The sequence below is a fragment of the Streptomyces prunicolor genome (genome assembly GCF_045162825.1).
GTDB classification, from domain to species: Bacteria; Actinomycetota; Actinomycetes; order Streptomycetales; family Streptomycetaceae; genus Streptomyces; species Streptomyces prunicolor.
On sequence record NZ_CP108676.1, the window covers coordinates 148,573 to 164,743 of the forward strand.

Here is a 16,171-nt window from a genome sequence, read left to right on the forward strand (position 1 = left end):
CCTCGCGACCCCGCGTCCGGAGCATCGGCCGACTCACCGTCCCCGGCCCACACACCACGATCCGCCGCACCAACTCGACCTGGAACGTTGCCAGTTCGGCGGGTGCGACAAGAACGACTCCCGGCACGGATACCAACGACAGCTTATCCGGAGGAACCACCTCCAGGTAAGATGATGTTGTTGCGCGGCGGCTTGATCCCGCTCGGAGCAGCACTGTCCTTTGTGGATCGGACGCCAGAGAAGGAAGCCCCCGATGACTCACCTGAACAGCCGGGATCGCTTACCGCAGAGAGCCGCCGAGGCCCAACTCATCCGTGTGGCACGGTCCGTGGCGCCGCTCGTGGCGGCCCACGTCGAACAGACCGAGCAGCAGCGCACGTTGGCCGAACCGAGCGCCAAGGCGCTGCGCGAGGCCGGGCTGTTCACCCTGGGTGCGCCGCGCCGCCACGGCGGTCATGGCGCCGGTGTGCGCACCGCCGTGGACGTGTGTGCCGAGCTGGCCGCGGGGTGCGCGTCGAGTTCCTGGCTCGTCGGCATCGCGTACGGGGCCGCGCTGTTCGCCTCGCACCTGCCCGACGCGGTCCGTACCGAGATCTGGGCGTCGGACCCGGATGCCCTGCTCTGCGGGGCCGCGAATCCGTCCGGCACGGTCACGGCGGTACCCGGCGGCCTCGAACTCGGCGGGCGGTGGCCGTGGATATCCGGCATCGACCATGCGGCCTGGGTGCTGTTGGGCATCGTCCGGGAGGACCGCGGCCGACCGGAGCGCGGGCTCGCTCTCGTCCCCGCGTCCGAACTGACGGTGGCGGACACCTGGCACATGGCCGGCATGCGCGGCACCGGAAGCCGGACGGCGACGGCGGAGCAACTCTTCGTCCCGGACGAGCGGTTCGTCTCGTTCGCGGAGATCGCCGAGGGCATCGGCGTCCGGCGTCATCCGGGCGAGGCCCGGGTCGTCTTCCCGCTGTCCATCAACCTGCCGCTGGTCGGCACGGGCGTAGGCATCGCCCGCGGCGCCCTGGAACTGGTCGTCCGGGACCTCGCGGGCGGCAAGCGGTCCGTCTCTCCCCTGCACACCCATACGGCGGACGCGGCTCCGCACCAGCTGAACGTCGCCCAGGCCGCCACGCTGATCGACACGGCCAGACTCCACGTACGGCGCGCGGCCGACGAGATCGACGAGGCCGCACGCGAGGGACGGCGCCCCGACCTGGAGACCCGGGCGCGCCTGCGGATGGACGGCAGCCACGCGATGCGCTGCGCCCGCGACGCGGTCAGCCTGCTGCTGGACACGGCCGGCGCGAGCAGCCTCTCCGACGACTCGGCGCTGCAACGCGCGTGGCGCGACATCGGGACGGCCTCCCGCCACGCGGCACTGAGCGTGGAGACCAGCCGTGAGCTCTACGGCCGCGTCCTGCTCGGCAGGCCGCTCCCCCACACCGACGTCGTCTGATCCCCCCACACCCACGTCACCCGACACCAGCACCAGCCCCCAAGGAGCCCCGGACCGATGGGCGCCCCCCAACCCTCGGCAGACCCGACCACCCGCCCGGCAGCGGAACGCAAGGTCGCTCTGGTCACCGGCGCAGCCCGTGGCATCGGCGCCGCGATCGCCGCCGAACTGCACCGCCGCGGCCTGCGGGTGGCCCTGCTGGACCAGGACGACACCGGCGCCCGGGCACTGGCCAAGTCCCTTGATCCCGACGGGGATTCCGCCATGGCGGTGCACGCCGACGTCAGCGACCCCGAGGGGACACAGCGTGCGGTGCGGGCGGTGTCCACGGCGTGGCGCAGCCCCGACGTGCTGGTCAACAACGCGGCGCGGACGGCGCCCGGCTCGGTGTGTGACGTCGATCTCGACGAGTGGGACGCGCTCATGGCCACCAATCTGCGCAGCGTCCTCGTCCTCACCCGCCTCTGCGCACCGGCGATGCGGGAGCGCGGCTGGGGCCGTGTCATCAACCTCGCGTCGCTCGCGGGGCAGCAGGGCGGCCTGGTCGCCGGTCCGCACTACGCGGCGGCGAAAGCGGGGGTGCTGGTGCTGACCAAGGTCTTCGCGCAGGAGCTCGCTCCGCACGGTGTCACCGTCAACGCCGTGGCTCCCGCGGCCGTACAGACGCCCGTGATGGACGATCTCCCGGCCGAGGCCTTGCAACGTGCCGCCGACCGGATTCCCGTGGGCCGGTTCGGGCGGCCGGAGGAGGTGGCCGCGCTCGTGGGACATCTCACGGGGGAAGACACCGGGTACATCACCGGCGCGACCCTCGACGTCAACGGCGGATTGTTCATGAGATGACGGCCAGGGCCCGGCGTAAGGTGCGGAGGTCGGAAGGGACATGCACATGGACGGGGATGGACCGCCGCGGTCGGGAGCCGCTGAGCAGCTGATCGGGCGCGATCACGACCTGGGACTGGTCCGGGGTTTCGTCGACGAGGCCATGGTCTCCGGCGGGGCGCTGCTGCTGTCCGGGGACGCGGGAGTAGGCAAGACGGTGTTGCTGGACGCCGCGGCCGGACAGGCGCACGGCGCGGGCACGCGGGTCGTGCGGGCCGCCGGTGTGGAGTTCGAGAGCACCATCAGTTTCGCGGGTCTCCACCAGGTCCTTCAGCCGCTGCTGGCCGGGCTCGACGGGCTGACCGACCCGTACCGCACCGCCCTGAGCGTCGCGCTGGGCCTGGACCAGGGCGCGCCGTCCGATCAGTTGCTGGTGTCGAACGCCGCGCTGACCCTGCTCGTCCAGGCCGCCGCGGACCGCCCGTTGCTGGTGATCGTCGACGACCTCCCGTGGCTGGACCGTGCCAGCGCCGTGGTGCTGGGCTTCGTCGCCCGCCGTCTGGCCGGCAGCCGGGTCGGCTTCCTCGGCGCCTACCGGTCGGGGGAAGGAAGCTTCTTCGAGCGCGGCGGAGTGCCCCATCACCACGTACAGCCTCTCGATACGACGGCTGCGGCGGCGCTGATCGAGGCTCGTTCCCCGTCCCTTGCCCCGCGCGTCCGTGAGCGCCTGCTGACGGAGGCGCAGGGCAATCCGCTGGCCCTGCTGGAGCTGCCCGTCGCGCTCACCGCACCGCAGCGCTCCGGCGCCGCGGTGCCCGAACTGCTGCCGTTGAGTCACCGCCTCCAGGCCGTGTTCGCGTCCCGCGTCGAGACCCTGCCCGCCGCCACCCGGCTGCTCCTGCTGTACGCGGTCCTGGACGGCACCGGCGATCTGCGCGTCCTCGCGGCGGCCACGCCTCAGGGCACCGGCATGGAGGACCTGGCGCACGCGGAGCGGGCCGGACTCGTGGACGCGACCACCGGACGGCTGGCGTTCCGCCATCCCCTGACGCGCTCCGCCGTCGTGGAACTCGCCACCAGCGAGCAGCGCCGCGAGGTGCATCGCGCCCTCGCGGAGTACTGGGCCGACCGCCCCGAGCGACGCGCCTGGCATCTCGCCCATGCCACGGTCGAGCCCACCGAGGACGTCGCGAGCCTGCTGGAGGCGGTGGCGCGCGACACCGTGCGGCGCGGTGACGCGGGCGGCGCCATCGCCGCGCTGCTGCGCGCCGCCGAGCTGAGCCCGCGCGGCTACGAACGCAGCCGTCGGATCGCCGAGGCGGCCTATCTCGGCGCGGATCTGACCGGCGATCTGCGTGATGTGCCCCGACTGCTCGAAGAGGCCCGCCTGGCCGACGGCGGTCGGGCGGGGCCGTTGGTCGCCGCCGTCGCGGCGGCACACCACATCCTCCTCAGCGGTGAGGGCGACCTCGACACCGCCCACCGGCTGCTCGTCGGCGCGATCGACATGTAGCACCAGCCTTACGACGCCACCGATCCGACCATGATCGACGCGCTGTACACCCTCGCGTGGCTGTGCCAGAGCAGCCAGCGCGCGGAACTCTGGAGGCCGCTGCACCGGGCGCTCGGCCTGCTGAAACCGGAGATCCCGGACCAACTCGCCCTGACCGTCGGCACGATGGCCGATCCGGCGCGTACGGCGCCGCCCGCGCTCGGGAAGCTCGACGAGGCCATCGCCTCCCTGGACCAGGAGGCCGACCCGGTCCGCGTGATCCGGCTCGCCATGACGTCCCTCTACGTGGACCGGTTGCCGGCGTGCCGGACGGCCCTGCGACGGGTGCTCCGCGACGGGCGGGACAACAGCTCGCTCACCGTGGAGATCCAGGGGCTGGTGTACCTGGGCCGGGCCCATTTCGCGGCGGGCGAGTGGGACGAGCTGGAGGCACAGGCCGCACAGGGCCGGGATCTGGGGGACGCGCACAGCTACCAACTGCTGTCGACGGAGTTCCTGTACCAACGTGCGCTGGTCGCCGCCGCCCGCGGCGACGAGAGCACCACCCGGGCCCTCACGGACGAGATGACCCTGTGGGCGACACCGCGCGGTGTCGGCTCCTATCTGTCCTGCGCCTCGCACGCGAGGGCGCTCGCCGCGCTCGGCCAGGGCCGGTTCGAGGACGCCTACCGGCACGCGTGCGCCATCAGCCGCGCGGGCGAGCTGGCCTCGCACGTCCCGCCGGCCCTGTTCGTCGTCATGGATCTCGTCGAGTCCGCGGTCAGAACGGGCCGGACCTCGGAGGCAACGGCCCACGCAGCGGCCGCACATGAGGCGGGCGTCGCCGCGATCTCGCCGCGGCTCGCCCTGCTCGTGAAGGCGTCGGCGGCGATCGCCGCCGACGACCAGGAAGCGCTCGGCTTCTTCGAGCAGGCGCTCGCCGTCCCCGGCACCGACCGCTGGCCCTTCGAGCTGGCCCGGGTCCGCCTGGCCTACGGCGAACGCCTCCGCCGACTGAAGTCCACCACGGAGGCGCGCACCCAACTCGCCGACGCCATCGACACGTTCGAGCGGCTCGGCGCCCGCCCCTGGACCGCCCGGGCGGGCAACGAGCTGCGGGCGACCGGCCTGTCCGTCACCGCCGCCGGGGCCACCGGCCAAGCGTCACTGACTCCTCAGCAACGGGAGATCGCCCTCCTCGCGGCGGCCGGCCTCACCAACAAACAGATCGCCGAACGCCTCTTCCTCTCCCCCCGCACCGTCGCCGCCCACCTGCACCAGCTCTTCCCGAAACTGGGCGTGGCCTCCCGCGCCGCGCTGCGCGACGCGCTGGCGGACCTGCCGCCCGACTAGAACGGCGGGGGTGCTCAGCTCAGAAGATGCCCTGCCCCGGCACCAGGATCCCCTTCGGGTCGTACGTCTTCCGCGCCTCGGCGAACCGGCGCCACTCCGGCCCGAAGTGCCGCTTCCAGTCGGCGCGTTGGAAGGGGATCGAGCCGACCGGGTACTGGGTGCCACCGGCCGCCCGGACCGTCTCGTACGCGGACCGGTTGGCGGCCAGCAGTCGCTCCACGGTCGCGGTGTCCTCGGGCGGCGCGGCCCGGAGCACCGCGAACAGGTAGGGCATCGGGTCGTCGGGCATCCGCAGCAGCGGCGTGCGGAGATGCTCGCGCAGCAGGGGATACAGGAGGACGACGCCGGGTCCCAGGTCGGCCGGGGTGAGCGCGTCCAGCAGGCTGCCGGCCACCTCCGCCGTTCTACGGCCCGGCATGACCACGTTGAGCCAGGGGTGGGCGTAGGCCCACAGGCCCGCTTCCTTCAGGGCGGCGACGGAGGCGGCGAGCCGGTCGAGGAAGTCGTAGTAGCCGAGGTCGGTGATCTGCGCGCCGGACGCGACGTGGCGCAGCCCCCGCAGGAGAACCGCGTCGTCGGGGGTGTCCCCCACCGGCGGACCGTAGGCGACGGCCTCGATGGCGAACTGGTTGAAGGCCCCGGCGGTGTCCGCGCCGACCTGGCCCTCCAGATAGGCGAAACGCCCCTCGGTGGCGAGGAGTTGCTGGTCGTCGAGGAAGGTCTGGAGGTCGTCGTACGGCAGGAGGTAGTGCCGTACGGTCTCCGGGGCCGGGACCAGGCGCAGGGTGGCGCCGACGATCACCGCGCACTGGCCCAGGCCGGCGAGCACGGCGTGGAAGAGGTCGGGGTGGCGGGTCGGGGAGCAGCGGAGCAACTCCCCTGCTCCGGTGACGACTTCGAGTTCGAGGACGTTGTCGACCTGGGCTCCCTGCTGGTGGCTCTGGCCGCCGAGGCCGCCGACGGAGAGGGTGCCGCCGACGGAGAGTTCGAGGTAGTCGGTGAAGACGGGCGGGGTCAGACCGTGGGCGATGGCCGCCTTGGCGACGTCGCTCCACTTGGCGCCCGCGCCGACCGTGACGCGTGAACTCCCCGTCCGTACCGGGCCGATGGAGGCGAGCGGCCCGGTCTCGATGATCAGGCCGCCCTCGACCTGCGCCTGTCCGTTCGTCCCGTGGCCCTGTCCGCGCGGCGCCACCTTGAGTCCGTGCAGATTACAGAACCGCACCATCGCGACGACGTCCCGCACCGAGCCGGGTCGCAGCACCGCGGCCGGACGCCGGTGCACGATGTGCCCGAAGTCGTCGGCGTCCGCGCCGAGCGAGGCGTCGTCGGTGTGGAGCGTCCCGTCCAGATGGGGGAGGCCGGTGAGCGGTCGGCCGGTGTCGGTCACCGCCCAGCTGCGCGTGAAGGGATCGAAGCCGATCACCACGGCTGAGCCTGCGACCAGGCCGCGCAGAGCGGTGCGTCGAGACGGGGTGCGGGGCATGTGGTCCTCCTGAGACCGTCCGGCTGAAACGATCAACGACGGCTCAGTCTAGGCATGTTGGGGTCCGGAGAAGGGTTCCGTCCCGGCGAGTTCCCCGACCGGTTCAGCACCTGCCGCGCCGACCCGGCCTCGCTAGTCGTCGCCCTGACTGCTCGAGTTCTGGCCCCACCGGCGCTTCTTGTCGGAGCTGCGCAGGAGTTCGCTCACGGAGAGGGTCACGGTCGCCACGACACGGGCCCAGCGGGGCCCGCCGCGCTCGGCCCAGAACACACACGCGCACCCGCCGATGAGGAGCACCACGAGGCCTAGCAGAACTGCACCGATCATGTTTCCCACCCCTGTTCGCGTACGGTCCCGTGACACGTACGTTCCTGATGATCTTCTCAGGTGTGGGGCAAACCGGGCCAGCCCTAGCGCATCCACGCGCGCGTGCCGAACGAGGCACATGCCCGTGCGGCCACCACGGCTGCTCCGCTCAGCGCCTCGGCAAAGCCTTCCGAGGTCAGGCGGCCTCCCACGAGGTAATACGCGAGAGCCCCGTGCAGAACATCACCCGCACCCACCGTGTCCGCCACCTCCACCGACGGCACGTCCACCGTGCCCTCGCCGCCCGGGCCCGCCCAGACGACGGGGTCCGCTCCCCCGCTCACCGCCGCCCAGGCAACCCCTCGTCCCCGCAGGAAGCGCAGCGTGTCCGCCGGTGTGCTCGTGCCGGGTGGGTGGAAGTCCGCCGAACAGACGGCGACGTCGATGAACGGCAGCAGGTCCTCGGTGCCGGGCTTCCAACTCCCGCCGTCGAGAAGGGTCTTACGGCCGAGGGCACGTGCGGAGCGGGCCGCCGCCACAGCCAGTTCCCTGTGATGCCCGTCGAACTCGACGATGTCGCAGGCCGCCACCAGCGCATCGAGGTCGTCGGGCGGGGTGAGTCGGTGTGCCGTCGCGTTGGTCGAGGCGACGGCGCGTTCTCCGGTGGACGCGGTCACCAGGACGGAGGAGACGGCGGGCGGCTGCGCCGATCGGGCGGCCAGGTCGTGGACGGTCACGCCCAGGGCGTTCAGGTCGGCCGCGACCCCAACTCCCAACGGGTGGGCGCCAATTGCGGTCAGGAGTGTGGCCGTGCCGCCCAAGTGGCTGAAGGCGACAGCCGCGTTGGCCGCCGGGCCACCCGCCGCAACGACCTGCTCCTGGGCCGTGAGTTTCTCGTTCGAGCCCGGTGCGTGGTCCACGAGCTGGATGACGTCCAGGGTGCACAGACCGACGAACAGCCCCGTGGGGTGTCCTCTCTCCACCGACAACCTCCTCGCGCCATTTACTAACAATTGGTTGAGCAGTCCAGGCTGATAAATCTAGTGTTAGCACCCATGAAGGCGGACAGTCCGAATGACACTGCCCGGCTCGCGACCGAGCTACGACTCGCGGTGGGCCGGCTGACACGGCGCCTGCGCCAGGCGCACGCCGTGGGGGACGTGTCGCTCTCCGGAGTGTCGGTCCTGGCCCGGCTCGCCCGCGACGGTTCCGAGTCGCCGACGTCCCTCGCCGAGGCGGAGCGGGTACGTCCGCAGGCCATGGCGAGCACTCTCGCGCTGCTCGAACAGCGCGGGCTGGTCCGTCGTAGCCCCGATGCCGCGGACGGGCGGCGGAGCATCCTGGCGATCACGGACGAGGGGCGCGCCGTGCTGGCCGAGCGGCGCTCGGCGGCGGTCAACCGGCTCGGGGCCGTCCTCGACGAGTTCACCGCGGAGGAGCGCGCGACCCTCGCCGCGGCCCTGCCCCTCCTCGACCGACTGGCGGAGCGACTGTGACCGAGCGCGCGCACATACCCGGCGAAGGACAGGGGAACGGGGGTGGTCGGCCGTCGCTGCTGGGCGCCGTGCGCTCGGGGCGTCGTAAGGACACTCCCGTCGGGCCGAACTACAAGTGGGTCGCGCTGTCGAACACCACGCTCGGCGTGCTCATCGCCACGATGGACGCCTCGATCGTGATCATCTCGCTGCCCGCGATCTTCCGCGGCATCGGCCTCGATCCGCTGGCGCCGGGCAACATCGGCTATCTGCTCTGGATGATCCTGGGCTATCTGCTGGTCTCGGCGGTACTGGTCGTGGTGCTCGGCCGGCTCGGTGACATGTTCGGCCGGGTGAAGATTTACAACATCGGCTTCCTGATCTTCGCGTGCGCGTCCGTCGCGCTGTCCCTGGACCCGTTCCGCGCGGGGGCGGGTGCGATGTGGCTGATCCTGTGGCGCGTCGTGCAGGCCTTCGGCGGTTCCATGCTCACCGCCAACTCGGCCGCGATCCTCACCGACGCCTTCCCCGCCCGGCAGCGCGGAATGGCCCTCGGCATCAATCAGATCACCGCCCTCGCCGGCCAGTTCCTCGGCCTTCTCGCCGGTGGGCTGCTGGCCGTCGTCGACTGGCGCGCGGTGTTCTGGGTGAGCGTGCCGATCAGCATCACCGGCACGATCTGGTCGTACCTGAGCCTGCGCGAGACCTCGGCGGGCCGCCCCGGCCGCATCGACTGGCTGGGCAACCTCACCTTCGCGGCGGGCGCCGGAATCCTCCTCGCGGGCATCACCTACGGCATCCAGCCCTACGGCGGCAGCGCCACCGGCTGGGGAAACCCGTGGGTCCTCAGCGGCCTGATCGGCGGCGTCGTACTCCTGCTGGTCTTCTGCTACGTCGAGACGCACATCGCCGAACCGATGTTCAACCTGGCCCTGTTCAAGGTGCGCGCCTTCGCCGCGGGCAACCTGGCCGCCCTGCTCACCGCGATCGCGCGGGGCGGGCTGCAGTTCATGCTGATCATCTGGCTACAGGGCATCTGGCTGCCGTTGCACGGCTACGACTACGAGGACACCCCGCTGTGGGCGGGCATCTTCATGCTGCCGCTCACGGTCGGCTTCCTCATCGCCGGGCCCATCTCGGGCTATCTGTCGGACCGGTTCGGCGCCCGGATGTTCTCGACGGTCGGGCTGGTCGTCGTGGCGCTGTCCTTCCTCGGTCTGCTCGCGCTGCCCATCGACTTCGACTACGGCATGTTCGCGGCACTGCTGCTGCTCAACGGCCTGGGCCAGGGCATGTTCTCCGCGCCGAACACCTCGTCCATCATGGGAAGCGTGCCGAGCGAGTACCGGGGTGTCGCCTCGGGCATGCGCTCCACGTTCCAGAACTCGGGCACGGCCCTGTCCATCGGGGTGTTCTTCTCCCTGATGGTGTCCGGCCTCGCATCCTCGCTGCCCAGGACGCTGAGCCAGGGACTCCAGGCGCACGGCGTACCGACCGGCGCGGCCGAGCAGGCGGCGTCGCTGCCGCCGGTGAGCACGCTGTTCGCCACGTTCCTCGGCAACAACCCGATCCAGCACCTGCTCGCGTCCAACGGCACCCTCGACCACGTCACCGCGGCCCAGCGTGCCGTCCTGACCGGCCACACGTTCTTCCCCCGGCTGGTCTCGGGCCCGTTCCACCACGGCCTGACCATCGTCTTCAGCGTGGCCGCGGGCATGGCCCTGGTCTCCGCGGTCGCCTCGGCCCTGCGCGGCGGCCACCAGCCCGACCCGGAACCCGAACCGACACCGGCGGATCGGCCGCCTGCCCCGGCGGAGACGCCCAAGACCTCGCAGGCGGGGCCGAACGGGGCGTCGTAGGGCCCGAGTTGGCGCGACGCGCCCGGTCTGCCGGAGTGGTCAGTGGTTCAGGTGGGCGAGTACCAGGTTGGGGTCCTCGGCGGTGACGTAGGCCGCGCTCAGGACGTAGGCGGTGTCGCCGCGCAGGGCGATCGACGTGGGGTTCTGCAGACCGTCGGCCGCGGTCAGGACCGTGGTGGGGCTGCCGTGCGGCTCGACGAGCACGACCTCGCTCGAACCGTTGAGGGTGGCCAGCAGCTGGTCGCCGCGGCCGGTGAAGGTGAAGTCGTCGATTCCCGGCAGGCCGGTGACCTCGGTCCGGACGCTGCCCGCGCGACCGTCCCGCAGGACGGGAACGCGCAGGACGGTGCCCCGGTCGAGGTTCGTGACCCAGAGCGCCCCGCCCCGGATCTTCAGTCCGTTGGCGCCGAGGAAACCGTTCGACGCCAGTTCGGGGGCGGTGGACCATGCGGTGGGTATGCCGCCGGAGACAGGCACCTTCCAGACGGTGCCGCGTACGGAGTCGGTGGCGTAGAGGGTGTGTGAACGGGCCTCCAGGGCAAGGCCGTTGGGCAGCCCGTCCGCGGGCAGCGCGGCGATCCGCTCCGGTGTGCCGCCGGGACGCAGCCGCCAGACGCCGGTGAGGTCGGCGGTGCCGGTGGCGTACAGGAAGTACAGGGTGCCGTCGGCGGCCCGGACGATGCCGGAGGTCAGGGCGAAGCCCAGGACCGGGGTGTGGACTCCGCCGTCCGTGGGCGCGGGCAAGGTGGCCAGGATCTGTGTGGTGCCGTCGGGCGAGAGCCGCGCGATCTGGCGGGCGGCGGCGAAGGTGACGTAGGCGCTGCCGTCCGGAGCGAGCACGACGTTCTCCGGCGTCTGCCCCTTGGCCAGGTCGAAGTGGCGCGCGATCCGGGCATCACTCAGCGGCGCGGAGACTGCCGAGGCGGGGGCCGGGCCGAGCGTCACGGCGGCGGCCGCGACGACGACGGTCGCGGACAGGGCGGACTTGGTGAGCTTCTTGAGCATGGGTCGGCTCCTTGGGATGGGTTCGTCGGTTCTGTGGTCAGTGGTTTTCGGGCATACGGCAGCGCCGTGCCGACGCGGTGGTGCGGGGAGCGGGCTCGAAGCCGTGAAGTGCGCCTGGCGGGTGAGAAGTCGGCGAGCGCGGTGGGTCAGTCCGTGGCGGCCCGGGCAGGTGTCCGCGCCGGCTCGGTCGGTACGGTGGCCTGGGCCAGCAGGGCCAGTGCCGCCCGCGAGGACGAGCCCGCCGGGGTGGTGACGACCACGACGCTGGTGCCGCGTCCGAGACCGAGGGTCTGCTGGACGACCGTGAGCGGGCCCACCAGCGGATGGCGCATCTCGTACGAGGCGAGCATGTGCGACTTGACCCGGTGGTCGGCCCACATCGCGGCGAACTCGGCGTTCTTGGCGCTCAGTTCACCCACCAGCGCGTGCAGCACCACGTCGTCGGGGAACCGTCCCGCCACCAGACGCAGGTGCCCCACCACCGCCCTCGCCTTGCTCGGCCAGTCCGCGTACAGGTCGCGGGTGTGCGGGTCCAGGAACACCAGCCGGGCCATGTTCGGCCGCCGGTCCGACCGGTCCGGGGCGTCGGGGTCCACATGACCGGCGAACAGCGCGTGTCCCAGGCGGTTCCACGCCAGCACGTCGCCGCATCGGCCGAGCAGGAGCGTGGGCGCGTCCCCCAGGACGTCCAGCAGTTGGGCGTGTTCCTCCGTCACCTGTTCCGGCGCGGGCCGCCGGCCTCGCGGGCGTTGTCTGCCCGCGCGGGCCAGGTCGTGCAGATAGCGCCGCTCGGGCTCGTCGAGCCGCAGGGCGAAGGCCAGCGCGTCCAGCACCTCGGGCGAGGCGCTCGGCGCCTGTCCCTGTTCCAGCCGCGTGTAGTACGAGACGCTCACCCCGGCGAGCAGCGCCAACTCCTCGCGCCGGAGCCCGGGCACGCGCCGCCGCTCCCCGTACGTGGCCACCCCGACGTCCTCAGGACGGAGGTGGGAACGCCGGGCCTGCAGAAATTCCCCGAGCTGCGTTTTCCCTTTCACGAAACTCAGTATGGTCAGCCGTCACGCGCCCAGCCTGACCCAACTCCGGGTAGGCAACGGCGGATCAGGCTCATCGAACCGCTCGGCACGCGACCCGCACCTGTCACTCAGCGTGAGAAGGATTGACACGGACTCTTTGTCGATTCGACAGTGGCGGCGTGACTTCCTCCCCGGTCCGGCCCGACGGACATCCGCTGCGCGTGCTGTGCGAGTCCCTGCTGTCGCGCATCGAGGAGCTCAGCGTCGTCGTCACCGACGACATCAGGCGCGAGCTCCCCTCGTACGCGGCGTTCCCACTGGCCGAGCAACGCCGGACCGTGCGCAGCCGGCTCCAAGCCCTCCTGCGGGGTCTCGCCCTGGATGTGGAGCCGACGGCCGAGCAGCTGCTGGAGTTCCAGTCCGAGTCACGCAGGCGGGCCTACTACGGCCTGCCCGTCCAGGACGCGCTCGCGACCTTTCACATCGGGGCCCGTCGGCTGTGGGACGAACTGCGCGTCGCGGCGCGGGGTACGGCGGCCGAGGACACCGCGGTCGAGCTGGTCGCGCCCCTGTGGGCGTGGGTGCAGTCGGTGAGCGGTGTCGTCGCGGACGCGTTCGCGGACGAGGCCGGGTCTCGGTACGGGCGCGAGGCCGGTCTGCGGCAACGCTTCCTCGAACTGCTCCGCACCGGCGGGGCACCCCGCGAGCACGCCGCCGAGATCGCCCGTGAACTCGGATTCGACCCCGACGGCGATTTCCGCGCCCTGTGCACACCCGCCGCCCCATGGGCCGCGCAAGGACACCTCGGCCTGCTGCAGCGTGCGGCGAGACAGCTTCCCGGAAGGGTCTCCTGCGGCCTGAGCGGGCAGCTCATGGTCGCCGTCACCCAGCGGGTCGACCCGGCCGACCTGGCCAACCGCGTGATCAACCTGGGCGGCGACGACGCGCGCGTGGGCATCGGTCTCGACCGGTCCGGGCTCGCCGGCGCGGAGATGAGCATCGCCGACGCGGAGCGCGCCCTCGCCGTGGCCGAACTCGGCGGACGCGCCACGTCGTTCGAGGACGTCTGGCTCCAGGCGAGCCTCATCGACAGCCGGGAGCGACTGCACCCCCTGTTCGCCGAGGTCCGCGCGTGCACGGAGGTGCAGGCGACGGTGTACGTCCCGGAACTCGTGGCCGCTTGGGCAGAGGTGCGGTAAGGCCTGCCTGTACGGCGGTTCGGCATCCGTGATCCGCAGCCGTCCGGCGGCGACTCCCGGCTGGCACCCGCCCGGGACGAGGCCCGGGCGGCCGTAGGCCCGTTCGCGGTGTCGACGTCGGATCACCAGGATGTACGGCTCTGCGACGGCTGGGCCGACTCCCTCGCCGGGAACACCGAGTCGCCACCGAACATCGGGGTGGGCATGGGCACCGACGCCTCCGCCTCGGTCTCGCCGAGCATCATGTCGGGGTCGAACATGACGATCACGGCGGCGACCAGCAGGACGAAGAGCGGGCCGGCGAGCATGACCAGGAGGAAGGCGACCAGGTCGGCCGAGGACTGCGAGGCTCCGGCCACGTTCGTGAGATGGACGGAGACCGCGGCCATGCCGGTGTAGTGCATACCGGTCACGGCCACGCCCATCACCAGGCTCGCGCCGAGGCTCGCCCACAGCGCATGGATGGAGACGGCCGCCCACAGTGCCGCGGTGGCGGCGGCCACGGCGATCACGATGGAGAGCGCCACGGTCGCGGTGTCGTAGTGGAGGGTGCCGTTCGTGTGGATGGCGGCCATCCCGAGGTAGTGCATGGCCGCCACACCGAGCCCGGTGACCGTACCGGCCACGCCCAGGTTCAGCGGTGAGCCGCCCCGGTAGCCGACGAGGAACACTCCTACGGCGACCACCGCGATGGCCACGAGGAGGCTCAACAGGGTCTTCGTGGCGTCGTAGTTGACCAGCGCGCCCTCGACGCTGAAGCCGATCATCGCGATGAAGTGCATGGTCCATATGCCGCAGCCGATCGAGACGGCACCCAGCGCCAGCCAGCGGGCTCTGTGCTGCGGGCGGCGCAGCGAACGGGTCGTGCAGCGCAGCCCGAGGGCCGCTCCCAGGCACGCCATCAGATAGGCGGCGACGGGGGTCACCGCGCCGTAGTAGAAGTCGGAGACGGTGGCGGCGGAGGCTGAGACGGTCATGGACGGTTCCCTTCACGTACGTACCGGCGGACGGCAGCGCAGTCGCGGTGTGCCGGCACGGTGACGTGGCGCACGCTCCCGTCCGGCGGACCGCGGCGGGGCGCGGGTCGTGCCGGGCACGGGCCGGTGTTCGGGCCTCCGGTCGGGAGGGGCGCGGGGACACAGGGTGCGCTACGGCAGGGGCGCTCGCGGATCGACCACTCCCGCCCCTGCCGCACGTTCGTACCGGCTCGGCCGGGCGGACTGACCTGCACGAGCGCGCGGACATCCTGCTGACGTACGACAGGACACGGGGAACCGAGCGGTCGAGATCTGGCCACCTGGCCGAGTTGTGCATGATTCAATCACGAGCTGCACACATTTTCTGCACAAACTGGATAGGTGTTAGCCGAATCGATACTTCGCCATGACTGCGCACAAAGCCCACCACGAAGGGGAGTTCGGGACGCGGACAACTCAGGGTGAACGCCAGGGAAGTCGGACGGTTCAGATGCCGACGTGGTGATGGGCCGACCAGGCGGCCGGGGCGTCGCCGTAGTGGACGCGGACCAGTCGCGCCGTACGGGCCGGCGCTACGGCAGGTTCGTCACGGGTCGTGTCCAGCGCGTCGTAGAACACGCGGGCCGTCGTCTCGGCGACGGCGTCCGGTACTCGCCACAGGGTGCCGATCACCCCGGAGAACCCGACGAGCAGGAACGCGGACGTGAGGTGGATCGCCTCGTCCGCGAGGGTGCGGGGCGTGTACGTCGTCTCGCACGCCGAGAGGTACCCGAGCCGGCCCCAGCCGCCGCGGCGCGCGGCGATCTCGGCGAACGTCAGATCCAGGTCCGGCATGATCCGGGTCAGCGGGTCGTCCGGAGCCCGGTCCGCCGCCCGGCGCGCGGTGGCGACGGCCTCCCGCAGCAGCCCGGTGTCGTCCGTCATCGCGGACAACGTGGCCTGCGATTCGGCGAGTTGCGCGAGGATCAGCGCCTCGTCCGGTCCCGCGTCGGACAGGGCCCGGCGTAGCGCCGCCACCGCCCGCGCCCCCTCGGCCGCGCCTCCACCGCGCCGGGCGGACTCGGCGTGCAGCGCGGCGATCCCCTCCAGCAGCGTCACTCTGTCCTCCCGTCCGGCATACCCGAGGGCGGCCTCCACAAGGCCGACGGCCCGGTCCGTACGGCGCGGGAAACGGCCGTCAGTGGTCGCCCGGCGGGCGCGCCACAGCGCCAGGGCCAGACGCAGGCGCCGGTACAGCGACGACTTCACCGGGCTCGGCGGCCCTGCCTCAACACCGGCCATCCCACCGCCCGCGGACACGCCGTAAGGCCAAGGCCACACGCACCCGGCGATACACCGACCGCGTCACCGACCCCGGCGCTCTCATCTCACCGGCCCTCGTCGCCGCCGCCTTCCCCCCTCGTGCTCTCCCCCGACTCGGCGATCATGTGCACCAAGGCCGTGACCTGCTCCTGCAGAGGCTCCGGCGGCGGGACGTCGGCCGGGTCGACGATGCGATCCACCCTGTTCGGGCTGAGTACTTCGAGCCGGGCGACGGCGACTTGAAGCGCGAGCCCGTTCCCCGTGTCGTACGCCGCCGCGAGTGCCTCGACGGCGGCGGCGGGACGGGACCAAACGGCGTGCGGAAGCCGCCACTCGGGGAGGTCGTCGAGCAATTCGCGGGCCCGGGCGAGCAACGCCGCTTCCATGCCCGTACCGGGTGAATCCGCCCTACACTGCATGGGCTCAACT

At 71.9% G+C, this 16,171-nt stretch carries 15 protein-coding genes; 7 read left to right on the forward strand and 8 right to left on the reverse strand.

All coding sequences use genetic code 11. From position 1 onward, the window contains the following. Positions 1 to 253: 253 nt before the first annotated feature. The 4 genes from OG588_RS00660 to OG588_RS00675 are packed head-to-tail and all read left to right on the forward strand — an operon-like array spanning position 254 to position 5,120. Positions 254 to 1,453, forward strand: a complete 1,200-nt coding sequence (locus tag OG588_RS00660) for an acyl-CoA dehydrogenase family protein (protein ID WP_405945534.1) — start codon at positions 254 to 256, stop codon at positions 1,451 to 1,453. A 57-nt stretch (positions 1,454 to 1,510) separates the two neighbouring features. Then, complete coding sequence (locus OG588_RS00665; RefSeq protein ID WP_405945535.1) at positions 1,511 to 2,296, forward strand: SDR family NAD(P)-dependent oxidoreductase; 786 nt, start codon at positions 1,511 to 1,513, stop codon at positions 2,294 to 2,296. 46 nt (positions 2,297 to 2,342) lie between these two features. Next, positions 2,343 to 3,788: an ATP-binding protein gene (locus OG588_RS00670; protein ID WP_405945536.1), complete on the forward strand. Its 1,446-nt coding sequence runs from the start codon at positions 2,343 to 2,345 to the stop codon at positions 3,786 to 3,788. Positions 3,789 to 3,818: 30 nt separating this feature from the next. Next, on the forward strand, positions 3,819 to 5,120 hold the full coding sequence (locus tag OG588_RS00675; protein WP_405945537.1) for a LuxR C-terminal-related transcriptional regulator: 1,302 nt from the start codon (positions 3,819 to 3,821) through the stop codon (positions 5,118 to 5,120). A gap of 19 nt (positions 5,121 to 5,139) precedes the next feature. Here OG588_RS00675 and OG588_RS00680 read toward each other — a convergent pair whose 3' ends face one another. From OG588_RS00680 to OG588_RS00690, 3 genes are all read right to left on the reverse strand, one after another. Next, positions 5,140 to 6,606 (reverse strand): FAD-binding protein, encoded by a 1,467-nt coding sequence (locus tag OG588_RS00680; protein ID WP_405945538.1) that lies wholly within the window; start codon positions 6,604 to 6,606, stop codon positions 5,140 to 5,142. Between the two features lie 132 nt (positions 6,607 to 6,738). Beyond that, on the reverse strand, positions 6,739 to 6,933 hold the full coding sequence (locus tag OG588_RS00685; protein WP_405945539.1) for a hypothetical protein: 195 nt from the start codon (positions 6,931 to 6,933) through the stop codon (positions 6,739 to 6,741). Between the two features lie 83 nt (positions 6,934 to 7,016). Further along, on the reverse strand, positions 7,017 to 7,895 hold the full coding sequence (locus OG588_RS00690; protein WP_405945540.1) for a PfkB family carbohydrate kinase: 879 nt from the start codon (positions 7,893 to 7,895) through the stop codon (positions 7,017 to 7,019). A gap of 72 nt (positions 7,896 to 7,967) precedes the next feature. Between OG588_RS00690 and OG588_RS00695 the strand changes: the two genes are divergently transcribed. Beyond that, the gene (locus OG588_RS00695; RefSeq protein WP_405945541.1) at positions 7,968 to 8,408 is read left to right on the forward strand and encodes a MarR family winged helix-turn-helix transcriptional regulator; all 441 of its coding nucleotides are present in this window, start codon (positions 7,968 to 7,970) and stop codon (positions 8,406 to 8,408) included. Then, complete coding sequence (locus OG588_RS00700) at positions 8,405 to 10,246, forward strand: MFS transporter (protein WP_405945542.1); 1,842 nt, start codon at positions 8,405 to 8,407, stop codon at positions 10,244 to 10,246. Before OG588_RS00695 ends, OG588_RS00700 begins: the two co-directional genes overlap by 4 nt. A 39-nt stretch (positions 10,247 to 10,285) precedes the next feature. On the opposite strand, the gene OG588_RS00705 is transcribed toward OG588_RS00700, so the two are convergent. Together OG588_RS00705 and OG588_RS00710 are read right to left on the reverse strand one after the other, a co-directional pair. Continuing rightward, positions 10,286 to 11,251, reverse strand: a complete 966-nt coding sequence (locus tag OG588_RS00705; protein WP_405945543.1) for an SMP-30/gluconolactonase/LRE family protein — start codon at positions 11,249 to 11,251, stop codon at positions 10,286 to 10,288. 146 nt (positions 11,252 to 11,397) lie between these two features. Further along, positions 11,398 to 12,285 (reverse strand): helix-turn-helix domain-containing protein, encoded by an 888-nt coding sequence (locus OG588_RS00710; RefSeq protein ID WP_405945544.1) that lies wholly within the window; start codon positions 12,283 to 12,285, stop codon positions 11,398 to 11,400. A gap of 158 nt (positions 12,286 to 12,443) precedes the next feature. Between OG588_RS00710 and OG588_RS00715 the strand changes: the two genes are divergently transcribed. Further along, entirely contained in the window at positions 12,444 to 13,463 is a 1,020-nt protein-coding gene (locus OG588_RS00715; RefSeq protein ID WP_405945545.1) for a hypothetical protein, read from the forward strand. Positions 13,464 to 13,585: 122 nt separating this feature from the next. On the opposite strand, the gene OG588_RS00720 is transcribed toward OG588_RS00715, so the two are convergent. From OG588_RS00720 to OG588_RS00730, 3 genes are all read right to left on the reverse strand, one after another. Further along, complete coding sequence (locus tag OG588_RS00720) at positions 13,586 to 14,440, reverse strand: MHYT domain-containing protein (RefSeq protein ID WP_405945546.1); 855 nt, start codon at positions 14,438 to 14,440, stop codon at positions 13,586 to 13,588. A 486-nt stretch (positions 14,441 to 14,926) separates the two neighbouring features. Then, positions 14,927 to 15,739: a CHAT domain-containing protein gene (locus OG588_RS00725; RefSeq protein WP_405945547.1), complete on the reverse strand. Its 813-nt coding sequence runs from the start codon at positions 15,737 to 15,739 to the stop codon at positions 14,927 to 14,929. Between the two features lie 68 nt (positions 15,740 to 15,807). Continuing rightward, positions 15,808 to 16,161 carry a CATRA system-associated protein gene (locus tag OG588_RS00730; RefSeq protein ID WP_405945548.1) on the reverse strand — a complete coding sequence of 118 codons (354 nt, stop codon included), beginning with the start codon at positions 16,159 to 16,161 and terminating at the stop codon, positions 15,808 to 15,810. Positions 16,162 to 16,171 lie beyond the last annotated feature (10 nt).

What these genes read in the sequence shown, in the direction of transcription:
- OG588_RS00660 (WP_405945534.1), top strand. Translation starts at nt 254, where the DNA reads ATGACTCACCTGAACAGCCGGGATCGCTTACCGCAGAGAGCCGCCGAG.
- OG588_RS00665 (WP_405945535.1), top strand. Translation starts at nt 1,511, where the DNA reads ATGGGCGCCCCCCAACCCTCGGCAGACCCGACCACCCGCCCGGCAGCG.
- OG588_RS00670 (WP_405945536.1), top strand. Translation starts at nt 2,343, where the DNA reads ATGGACGGGGATGGACCGCCGCGGTCGGGAGCCGCTGAGCAGCTGATC.
- OG588_RS00675 (WP_405945537.1), top strand. Translation starts at nt 3,819, where the DNA reads ATGATCGACGCGCTGTACACCCTCGCGTGGCTGTGCCAGAGCAGCCAG.
- OG588_RS00680 (WP_405945538.1), bottom strand. Translation starts at nt 6,606, where the DNA reads ATGCCCCGCACCCCGTCTCGACGCACCGCTCTGCGCGGCCTGGTCGCA.
- OG588_RS00685 (WP_405945539.1), bottom strand. Translation starts at nt 6,933, where the DNA reads ATGATCGGTGCAGTTCTGCTAGGCCTCGTGGTGCTCCTCATCGGCGGG.
- OG588_RS00695 (WP_405945541.1), top strand. Translation starts at nt 7,968, where the DNA reads ATGAAGGCGGACAGTCCGAATGACACTGCCCGGCTCGCGACCGAGCTA.
- OG588_RS00705 (WP_405945543.1), bottom strand. Translation starts at nt 11,251, where the DNA reads ATGCTCAAGAAGCTCACCAAGTCCGCCCTGTCCGCGACCGTCGTCGTC.
- OG588_RS00720 (WP_405945546.1), bottom strand. Translation starts at nt 14,440, where the DNA reads ATGACCGTCTCAGCCTCCGCCGCCACCGTCTCCGACTTCTACTACGGC.
- OG588_RS00730 (WP_405945548.1), bottom strand. Translation starts at nt 16,161, where the DNA reads ATGCAGTGTAGGGCGGATTCACCCGGTACGGGCATGGAAGCGGCGTTG.